This window comes from Leyella stercorea (assembly GCF_021531655.1).
In genome coordinates, this window is the sequence record NZ_JADYUF010000038.1 from 1 (window position 1) to 11,089 (window position 11,089).

General features: G+C 47.7%; 8 protein-coding genes. 2 read left to right on the forward strand and 6 right to left on the reverse strand.

The features are described from left to right. Positions 1 to 250: 250 nt before the first annotated feature. From ilvD to I6E49_RS10765, 6 genes are all read right to left on the reverse strand, one after another. Positions 251 to 2,050, reverse strand: coding sequence for a dihydroxy-acid dehydratase (gene ilvD, locus I6E49_RS10740; protein WP_235393388.1), 1,800 nt, complete (start codon positions 2,048 to 2,050; stop codon positions 251 to 253). A gap of 266 nt (positions 2,051 to 2,316) precedes the next feature. Next, the gene (locus tag I6E49_RS10745) at positions 2,317 to 3,108 is read right to left on the reverse strand and encodes a prephenate dehydrogenase (protein ID WP_235393386.1); all 792 of its coding nucleotides are present in this window, start codon (positions 3,106 to 3,108) and stop codon (positions 2,317 to 2,319) included. Positions 3,109 to 3,308: 200 nt separating this feature from the next. Further along, a complete protein-coding gene (locus tag I6E49_RS10750) occupies positions 3,309 to 4,376 on the reverse strand; it encodes a bifunctional 3-deoxy-7-phosphoheptulonate synthase/chorismate mutase type II (protein WP_235393385.1) in 1,068 nt (355 codons plus the stop codon). A 182-nt stretch (positions 4,377 to 4,558) separates the two neighbouring features. Beyond that, entirely contained in the window at positions 4,559 to 5,725 is a 1,167-nt protein-coding gene (locus I6E49_RS10755) for a pyridoxal phosphate-dependent aminotransferase (protein ID WP_235402267.1), read from the reverse strand. 168 nt (positions 5,726 to 5,893) lie between these two features. Beyond that, positions 5,894 to 6,724: a prephenate dehydratase gene (locus tag I6E49_RS10760; RefSeq protein ID WP_235402268.1), complete on the reverse strand. Its 831-nt coding sequence runs from the start codon at positions 6,722 to 6,724 to the stop codon at positions 5,894 to 5,896. Between the two features lie 442 nt (positions 6,725 to 7,166). Continuing rightward, positions 7,167 to 8,039 (reverse strand): tetratricopeptide repeat protein, encoded by an 873-nt coding sequence (locus tag I6E49_RS10765; RefSeq protein ID WP_235402269.1) that lies wholly within the window; start codon positions 8,037 to 8,039, stop codon positions 7,167 to 7,169. A 176-nt stretch (positions 8,040 to 8,215) separates the two neighbouring features. Between I6E49_RS10765 and I6E49_RS10770 the strand changes: the two genes are divergently transcribed. Continuing rightward, positions 8,216 to 9,049, forward strand: coding sequence for a hypothetical protein (locus I6E49_RS10770; RefSeq protein ID WP_235402270.1), 834 nt, complete (start codon positions 8,216 to 8,218; stop codon positions 9,047 to 9,049). A 39-nt stretch (positions 9,050 to 9,088) separates the two neighbouring features. Then, positions 9,089 to 11,086, forward strand: a complete 1,998-nt coding sequence (locus I6E49_RS10775; protein WP_235402272.1) for a site-specific DNA-methyltransferase — start codon at positions 9,089 to 9,091, stop codon at positions 11,084 to 11,086. Positions 11,087 to 11,089: the final 3 nt, after the last annotated feature.

An 11,089-nucleotide genomic window follows, 5' to 3' on the forward strand; every position in this document is an offset into this window, starting at 1 on the left:
TATATATAAAGCCCCACCCCCTTACCCCTCCCCCGCAGGGAGGGGAGTAATATGATTTGCTAATCAATTTTATTGATATCGAAAACTTCTACTTAGAGTTTAAAGGGTATTGTCGGGGAATTTTTTATTATTACACTTAATTTTCTCTCACATTATATTATCAGCCAATCATCATCGCATCAGCCAATACTTGTCAATTGCAAAGCATACCGTTCCCCTCCCTACTGGGGAGGGGCTGGGGGTAGGGCTTTTAGATTATTCTCACTCCACCCTTATCTGCCGAGCTTACACTCTGGGCGTATGCTCGCAATGCCTTGCTTACATGGCGGTCGCGTGTCAGCGGCTGCTGCGGACGTGCTGCAAGTTCCTCGTCGCTGAGCTTCACGTTGATTGAACGGTTGGGGATGTCAATCTCGATGATGTCGCCATCCTTAATCTTTCCGATGTTGCCACCAGCTGCAGCCTCAGGCGAGATGTGTCCGATGCTGAGTCCTGACGTACCGCCCGAGAAACGGCCGTCGGTGATGAGTGCGCACTCCTTGCCGAGGTGCATACTCTTGATATAAGATGTAGGATAGAGCATCTCCTGCATACCCGGACCGCCCTTCGGACCCTCGTGAGTGATGACAACGCAGTCGCCACTCTTGATTTTGCCACCGAGGATGCCCTCGCAAGCTGCCTCCTGTGAGTCGAACACCTTGGCAGGACCGCTGAACTTCCATATTGACGGGTCTACACCTGCTGTCTTAACCACGCATCCGTCCTGGGCAATGTTGCCGAAGAGTACAGCCAGTCCGCCATCCTTAGTGTAGGCGTGAGAGAGCGAGCGGATGCAACCGTTCTCACGGTCGGCGTCGAGCGACTCCCACTGGGCATCCTGGCTACCCATCTGTGTAGAGAACTTTCTGCCCGGTGCGCTGTGATAAATACGGTCGGCTTCGGCAGAAATGCTTTCGCCTGTAATGTCGTATTCAGCCATAGCCTCGGCAAGCGTCATTCCGTCTACTCGCTTCACGTCGCCGTGAATCAGTCCGCCACGGTTCAGCTCGTTCAATATTCCGAGAATACCACCAGCACGGTTGCACTCCTGTACGCTATACTTCTGGGTGTTTGGCGAGAGCTTGCACAGGCAAGGCACGTGACGGCTCAAGCGGTCGATGTCAGCCATTGTAAATTCGGTCTCAGCCTCCTGGGCGATAGCGAGCAAGTGGAGCACGGTGTTGGTGCTGCCACCCATGGCAATATCAAGAGTCATGGCATTGAGGAAAGCGTCGCGAGTGGCTATGCTGCGTGGCAACACGCTCTCGTCGCCGTCCTGATAGTAGGCGAAGGCGTTCTTCACAATCTGACGAGCTGCAGCCTTGAAGAGTTCGATACGGTTCTTGTGAGTTGCGAGGATAGTGCCGTTGCCAGGCAGAGCCATACCGATGGCTTCGGTAAGCGAGTTCATAGAGTTGGCTGTGAACATACCCGAGCAGCATCCGCATCCCGGACACGAGCACTTCTCAATCTTCTCCAGTTCGTCATCCGAAACTGTCTTGTCGGCACCCTTAATCATAGCTGTGATAAGGTCGGCATTCTCGCCGTTCCATCGTCCAGCCTCCATAGGTCCGCCCGAACAGAACACGGTAGGGATGTTAAGGCGCATAGACGCCATCAGCATACCCGGAGTAATCTTGTCGCAATTGGAAATGCAAATCATAGCATCAGCCTTGTGTGCGTTGACCATGTATTCTACTGAGTCAGCGATAATGTCGCGCGACGGCAAAGAATACAACATACCGTCGTGTCCCATAGCGATACCGTCGTCAATGGCGATGGTGTTGAACTCGGCAGCATAGCAACCCATACTCTCAATTTCCTTCTTCACAATCTGTCCAATCTCATGCAGATGTGTGTGACCAGGTACAAACTGTGTGAACGAGTTGACAATAGCAATAATGGGTTTGCCAAACTGTTCATGTTTCATACCTGCGGCTACCCAAAGAGCGCGAGCTCCTGCCATACGGCGGCCTTCAGTACACACTGCGCTTCTTAACTGATGTTTCATTTGCATATTGTTTCTTGGTTTATCTATTTCTTTTCTTGCATAAAGTGTCCCATGTCTATCGCCTTGAATTCATCGTAGGGGCATGTCGATTTATACAATAGCTATCCTTGAACACTGTCTATTGCTGCAAAGGTAATCAGATTTTGCATAACTACCAACAATTTAGTTCTAAAAAATCGCATTAATATACGATTTGCAACAAAATCACACACAATCACTTTCGTTTTGTAAGCAATGCGCTTTACTACTGAAAGATTGATACGTATTTATATATTCTCAATATCCTGCTTCACGTTGTTGCGAATCTTTGTGAGATAAGCCTTCATACGCTTGGCATCCTTATTGTCGATGATGTCAATCAGTTCGCCGAGTTCTTCGCGTATCTGTGCCACCTGTCCGCTGGTGTACGGGTTGAACAGAATTTCCTGAAGCAGATAGTCGTCCTCGTTGAGCACTCCTTTGGCTATGCGAAGATGGCGCTTGAATGTTGTGCCCGGCGCATCCTGATGCTTCATGACGGCAGAGAAGACGAAGGTGCTGACGAATGGTGTACTCAATGAGTATGCCACGGTCTTGTCGTGCTCCTCGAAGGTGTACTCGTAGATGTTGAGTCCCAATCGTGCGTAGAGGTCCTTAAAGAATATGCGACCCATATAGTCGCCCTCTGTAATGATGATGGCATTCTCCTCCGAGAGTTGTCCGAGGTTGGCGAATGTAGGACCGAACATCGGGTGAGTAGAGACGTATGGATGTCCCGACTGCTCGTAAAACTCCTTCAGATTGGTCTTGACAGACGATATGTCGCTGATGATGCAATCGTCGGGAAGCACTGGCATCACTTCCTTGAAGGCTGATATAGTGTATTTAAGTGTAACGGCATTGATGACGAGCTGCGGCTGGAACTCCTTTATCTCGTCGAGCGTGGTGAAACGCTGGCAGTTGTAAGTGAAGCGCATGCGCTTCGGATCCTTCTCGTATACAGCTGTCTCATGGTCGAAACTGAGAACGTCGAGAAAGAAGCTGCCCATCTTGCCGGCACCAAGAACAAGTATTTTCATTTTTGAGTTTTGAATTTTGAGTTTTGAATTTTGAATTGGTCGCCGTTGGCGATTTTGAGTTTTTGAATTCTGAGTTTTGAATTGCTCACCAATGACGACTTCTGAATTGAGAATTCATAACTCATAAATTCAAAATCGCAGGCGAAGCCGAGAATAATTCAAAATTCAAAACTCAAAATTCAAAATTCGCGAAGCGCTTTTTACTTTTGATTAATTATCTCCATCTGCTGTCTTACCGACTCCTCGTGTATGTGCTCGAAGATTTCCTTGACAAACTCCGAATCCATACCGCAGAGTGAACCCTGTGCGCCACGCTTGTCGAGAATCTCGTTGTAGCGTACGGTCTGAAGAATGGTCATGTTGTGCTCCTTCTTGTACTGGCCAATCTCGCGGCACACGCGCATACGCTTGGCAAGAAGTTCCATCAAGCTGTTGTCGAGTTCGTCAATCTGCTTACGCAATTCGTGAATGCCCTCAGTGGTGACAGTCTCCGAACGCACTACGAGCAGTCCGAGAATGTAGTCGAGCACATCGGGAGTAACCTGCTGCTTGGCATCGCTCCATGCGTTGTCGGGCGAGCAATGGCTCTCTACCATAAGTCCGTCGAAGCCAAGGTCCATAGCCTGCTGGCAGAGCGGAGCAATCAGTTCACGTCGACCGCCAATATGGCTCGGGTCGCAGATGATAGGCAGGTCGGGAATGCGGCGGCGCAACTCGATTGGAATCTGCCACATAGGCAGGTTGCGGTATATTTTCTTGTCAAAGCTTGAGAAACCGCGATGGATGGCAGCCATACGCTTTACGCCAGCCTGATTGATACGCTCCATAGCACCAATCCACAGTTCAAGGTCGGGATTGACTGGGTTCTTCACGAACACCGGAACGTCAACACCCTTAAGGCTGTCGGCAAGTGCCTGCATGGCGAACGGGTTGGCAGATGTGCGCGCTCCTACCCACAATATGTCAATGCCATACTTCAGAGCCAGTTCCACGTGCTCAGGAGTTGCCACCTCAGTAGCTGTGAGCATGCCTGTCTCTTCCTTCACCTGCTTCATCCAAGGCAAAGCCATCTCGCCGTTGCCCTCGAAGCCACCCGGTTTGGTACGCGGTTTCCATATACCGGCACGGAACATCTTGCATCCAAGCTTCTTGAGCTGCTGTGCAGTTGTCATTACTTGCTCTTCGGTCTCAGCCGAACACGGTCCGGCAATTACGAATGGGCGTGGGTTGTCACTCGGTAAGTTTAATGGCTGTAATTCTAAATCCATAGTCGTAATCGTTTAGAAGCCCTACCCCCTTACCCCTCCCCCGTAGGGAGGGGAGTAGTATGTAAGGCTTATTTTGTTATTATTGTATTTCTTATTATCTTATTTCTTTATACTCTCTATTTTTTTATTAGCTGTGCACATCACTCCCCTCCCTACGGGGGAGGGGCTGGGGGTAGGGCTTTCTATTTCATTCCCTTCACTCTCTCCAGCGCCTCCTTGATTTTCTCGTCCTTGGCGCACAGACTGATTCGTATGTATCGCTGTCCGTTGCTACCGAAGATAAATCCCGGAGTGATAAACACCCGTGCCTCGTGCAGTACACGCTCGGTGAGTTCTTCGCAGTCTTTATACTTCTCGGGAATCTTTCCCCAAAGGAACATTCCCACCTGATTAGGATCGAACGTACATCCGAGTTCGGTCATTATCTGCTCGGCAATGTCGCGACGACGACGGTAGGTGGTGATGTTAGCCTCGCGGTGCCATTCGGGAGTGTTGGTATTGTAAGCCTCGGCAGCTGCGAGCTGTATTCCACGGAACGTACCAGAGTCAATGTTGCTCTTTATCTTCAATATCCACGAGATGAAAGTGGGGTTTGATACGCACATTCCCACACGCCAACCCGGCATGTTGTGGCTCTTCGACATCGAGTTGAACTCAATGCAGCAGTCCTTTGCGCCAGGCACCTGCAGCAGCGACATCGGGTTGTCGTTCAAGATGAACGAGTAGGGATTGTCGTTCACTACAACGATGTTGTGCTTCTTGGCGAAGGCAACGAGTCGTTCGTAGGTTTCGCGACGGGCGTTGCCACCGGTAGGCATATTAGGATAGTTGGTCCACATCAGTCTGACACGCGAGAGGTCCATCTTCTCCAGTTCGTCAAAGTCGGGCTGCCATCCGTTGTCCTCACGCAGATTGTAATTGACAATCTCGGCACCGAGAATCTTGCTCAACGACGTGTATGTAGGATAACCGGGATTGGGCACCAGCACCTGTTCGCCTGGATTGACAAAGGCCAATGTCACATGCAGAATGCCTTCCTTAGAACCAATGAGCGGTTGCACCTCGGTCTTCGGGTCAACATCGACACCATACCAGCGCTTGTAGAATCCTGCCATTGCCTCACGCAGCTCCGGCGTACCCATTGTGGGCTGATAGCCATGTGCCTCGGGCTTTGATGCCACCTCACACAGTTTGTCGATAGTCTGCTTCGACGGTGGCATGTCGGGCGATCCTATAGCGAGGGAAATGATGTCCTGTCCCTCTGCATTCAGTTTGGCAACCTCTTTGAGCTTGCGCGAGAAGTAATATTCTTGAACCAACGAGAGTCGGTCGGCGGGTTGTATTGTCATAATGTTGAGTGTTGAATGTTAAATGTTGAATTGGTTGCGGCAGAGCCGCAATGTGGAATGTGGAATGTGGAGTGTGGAATTTATTAATTCTTCATTGAATAATTCTTCATCGGCTTCGCCGACCATTCCTCATTCAACATTCCTCATTCATCATTCCTAATTGCGTGCTTAGCACGCTTCGTATTCTCCAAGTATCTTGAGCGATCGTGTCAGCGGAATTATTGCATCGATGCTCTGCCGATAGCGTGTCAGATTGTCGAACGTCAGGTCGACGTAGAACAGATATTCCCATTCACACCCGATTACCGGCAACGACTGTATCTTCGTCAGATTGATGCCATAGAACGAGAGAATTGTCAGCACCTTCGACAGCGAGCCTTCCTCGTGAGCCACATGAAATACGATGCTCGACTTGTTGGCTTTTTCAAGCGGACGGAGGAAGTCGGCCTTGTTGGGATTGGCTACCACCAGAAACCTTGTGTAGTTATGCTTGTTGTCCTGTATCTGGTCTTGCAGCACCTTCAGTCCGTAGAGTTTTGCAGCCGAAGCGTTGCAGATGGCAGCCCATCCCTTGCACTTGTATTTGGCTATGTACTCTGCCGAACCCGCCGTGTCCTCTGCCTCAACAGCCTTTATGTCGGGATGATTGGCAAGGAAAGCGTTGCATTGTGCCAGCGCCACCGGATGAGAGTGCACCTCAGTAACCGTAGACCAGTCGTCGTCGGGCAGACAGCAGATGCAATGCTCGATGTGAAGCTTATGCTCGCCCACCACAGTAGCACCCGAATCGCGCAACAACTGATAGTTGTGCAGCAAACTTCCGGCTATCGTGTTCTCTATCGCCGTCATGCCTATCACGGTAGGGTCGCGTCGCATATTCTCGTACACCTGCTCGAAGGTGGCACAGCAAATAAGCTGTATCTGCTCGCCTTTGAAGTACTGATGGGCGGCGATGTCGTGAAAAGAGCCGTGGAAGCCCTGTATAGCTATTCTCTTCATTGTATTAAATTAAAAAAACCCCGCTTTCACGTTTGTGTGAAGCGGGGTTCGTATATTGTTTATTATTTATACACTCTAACCTAAGTCTAAATTTGCACACGACTTACCGCTTCACAATTTCTTGTAAAGTAAAAGTAAAATCGATAAATGTATGCAAAAGTATTGTTCATAACTTGATTCTATTTTTGTTTTGTGCAAATGTAAAACAATTATTTGTTACACACAAATTTTTAGCGATAAAATGTCAATAAAAATGAACTTTTCCTTACAATTCCACAAAAAGCGGAACATAATATAAGATTACACCTTATTATATATATAGTGGACGAGAGGACAAGCAGACAAGAAACGAGAGATAAGAGACAAACAGCCAAGAAAACAAGCAGCCAAGCATACCGCTCCCCTCCCTACGGGGGAGGGGCCGGGGGTGGGGCTTTGGGCTTTACTCATTATTAAAAACCTTATACGGGTCCATTTGCTGCATTTTCTTCTTTATATTCTGCTCAATGCCTTCGTTAGGCTGCGGGGGCTCCTGCTGCATCTCATTGGCAGCAGCCTCATCGGCATTGGCACCCTCGTTGTTGCCCAACGCCTTGCGCACTTCGCTACGTTCTCTATAAGCATCGATCGAGAACGGATTGGCGTCAATCACCTTACCATAGGCAATTTCTGCTTCCGCCATACATCCCTTGGCTTTCTCTACACGTGCCTTGAGCAACAGCACGTCCTCATTGCCCTCAATGCGTGCACACAAGGTGTCAGCATCCTCAGCTGCTTCTTCCACGTCACCACTCTCAAGCAGCAATTCGCCACGCAGCAATCGGGCTGCATCAAAGTCAGCATTCAGCATCAAAGCCTTGCTCAGCATCACCACGGCATTGGTCAGGTCGCCATGACCGCAGCACGCTTTGGCATAGTAGAAATACACCTGTACGTTGTCGCCGTCGAGCATCATAGCCTTCTCGCACACATCGGCCATAGCCGTATAGTTCTCCATCATATACGCCACATCAGCCATGCGCAACAAAACTGCTATATTATCAGGACACTCTTCAGCCATCTTCTGCAACTGTTCGTAAGCCTGCGACAGATTGTCGGTGGCGATAAAAGCCTGCGACAGATAGTCGCGACACTCCAAATCAGCACCATTCATATCAATGGCTCTCAACAGACACTGGATGGCATAGTCGAACTGGCGTTCGCGCAAAGCTCGCACACCGTCATACTTCAGCACGTTGAAATCACGTGTCACGTCCTTCTTTACCTCTTCTGTCGGCTTACTCTTGCTGCCGAATAAAGCTTTGAATATATTCATTGTCGTTAGTGGATATTATTATTAGGTTTACAATATGTGCCCTCAAAGGTAATATTTATCACGGATAACTCTCAATAATATTAAGGAAAATATCGTTAAAGTGTATGAAAACACCAATATTTTACACGCTTTATACGTAAATTTGTGGCAAACAAAGAATAAAGCATCTTACAACAATGACAATATCACGCACCATAAAAATCAATAGAGCGCTTGCCGTCATAGTCATCCTATTGACTATGGCCTCAACATTGGCAGCCCAGGAAGTCAACACCGGCAGCACTACCCCATCCGCCAAGTTTGACGACTCTGCCCTACAGCGCATTATGCCCACACGCTATGGCGGACACTCGCGCCAATGGCGTGAAGCAGAAGTAGCCGAACAGTCAACCCCTATCTCTAACGATATTCATCAGGACTCGCTCCATCTGCCGCGCATCAATCGTTATGGTCAGCCCGAAGCCATAGCACGCTATCCTATGTGCTTCAGCGGATGGAATAGTTGGGCTCTTCATCGTGGACTCAACGTGCAGTTAGGAGCCTCGGTGTTTGCACAGTTTGGCAAAGGTGCCCATCATGGAGCCGGCTTTCAGCAGGACATAGCATTGATGTACGCCATGCCTGTCAACGACAAGTTGTCGATAGCCGTGGGCGGATATCTCAACAATGTCAACTTTGCAGGCGACAACTGGCGCGACGCAGGAGTGCAGGCCGTAATGGGCTATCGATTCAACGAGCATTGGGAGGCTTACGTCTACGGACAGAAGACTATAACCAACAACATCTCCAACCGTCTGCGCTTCAGTCCCTACGGCGGCTACTACGGCTATGGTCCCGCAGGCTACGGAACATTAGGTGGCTTCAGCCGCAACTTCTACGGAATGCCCTCATATTCGCCTTACGACATCTACAACTTCGGCGACCGCATCGGTGCAACCGTTCGCTACAACTTCAACAACAATATGAGCATTGAAGTGTCGGTAGAGAACCGCTGGATACCAAGCAGATAAATTCTTTTTCTACATCTTAATTAATGAACGATATAAAATATGATAAAAGATATAATGAATCACAACGCTGATGCCGCAGCGGGACTGAAAGAATTGGAGGTGCTGAAAAAGTATTTTCCACAATGCTTCCATACTGATGGCGAATTTGATATAGAGGATTTCAAGGCTGCATTGCCTGAAGGTACTACTATCACCGACGAAACAAGCGGTTTCAACTGGTTGGGCAAGAACTACGCCCGTATGCTTACCAATATGGACACTACCACGCTCATTCGTCCTGACGAGGAGCATAATGCTAAGCCAGAGAACAAGGATAGTCAGAATGTCTATATCAGTGGTGACAATCTGGATGCTCTACAGCATCTGGTGAAGTCGTATAGCGGCAAGGTGAAGGTGGTTTATATCGACCCACCATACAATACAGGCTCTGATGGCTTTGTGTACAACGACAAGTTCGACTTCACAGCTGATGATCTTTCCAAACGCTTGGATGTAAGTCGTGAGCGTGCTGAGCGTATTCTATCTATGACTCGTCGTGGAAGTGCCAGCCATGCGGCTTGGCTCACCTTCATGTTGCCTCGTTTGTCGTTCGCGCGCGACTTGCTTACTGATGATGGCGTAATATTTATATCAATTGATGATAATGAACAGGCGAATCTGAAGAGGCTGTGTGATGAGGTGTTTGGTGAGGAAAATCTGATAGCACAGATAATTGTTCAATCAAATCCAAGAGGAAGACAATCTGATACTTTTGTAGCTACGGTTAATGATTATCTTTTATGCTATGCAAAAAATAAAGATCAGGCTTCAGTGAAAGGTAAAGAACTAACAGAAAAACAGAAAGCAGAATATTGTTATGATGATGGAGATGGCAAAAAATATAGGCTGTTAGGTCTACGCCAGAGAGGATCTGCATCATTACGTACTGATAGACCAGATATGTATTTCCCTATATATGTAAATTCTAATACAAAAGAAATCTCATTGTCTGAAAAAGAAGGTTGGGAAGTGGTAGTCCCCAAAAAATCTGATGGACGTGATGGGCGTTGGATGTGGGGTAAAGAAAAATGTAATAAAGAGATATATCGACTTGTTCCAAGATTTGTAAAAAAACGTCAGGAATATGATATTGATATAAAAGATTATTTAGAAAGAGATAATGGTGAACGTAATACTAAACGTAAAACCATATGGATGGATAAAGAGATAAATAATCAGAATGGAACAACAGAATTAAAAGCACTTTTAGGGGGCGAATATGCGGATTACCCCAAACCTTCCAAATATATTAACATGATACTTAGCTTTGCTGATGCACAGGATTGTATTGTATTAGATTTCTTTGGGGGAAGTGCTACTACGGCAGATTCTGTTATGCAACACTGTTCCTCTGAAAGAAATTGTAGTTTTGTATTGGTTCAGTTACCATTTAATCTCAAAGATAGACTTGAAAATTGTGATGCATCTAAGAAAAAAACAATAGAAAATACTATAAATTGGTTAGAGTCTTTGGGGTATCCAACAACATATGATTATGTGGGGTTTGAGCGCATCAAGCGAGCCGCCAAGAAAATTAAGGAAGACAATCCGCTCTTTGCAGGTGACCTTGGCTTCAAACATTACACCTTGGAGGAACCGAAAGAGGACGCATTGCTGCTGATGGAACAGTTTGATCCAATATCCAATAATATCACGACCTTGAATGTGGATGACTTCGGTCTTGAGACCGTGCTTCGCACATGGCTCGTCGCTGACGGATATGGTTTGACCGAGGATGCAGAGGAAGTGATGCTTGGCAATTACAAGTCTTACTGGAAGGGTGACCACCTATATATGATCAATCCGGACCATGATTTCGACGAAAGAAGCATTGCAGCCTTGATGGATAAGTATAATGGTGAGCCGTTCTCTCCTCACAACATTGTGATCTTCGGCTACAGTTTCGGCTTCACCCATCGTGAGGAACTGCAGAAGAACCTCCGCACGCTGAAGGATGGCAACAAGACTTTGACTGTAAACATAGATGTAAGATATTAAAAG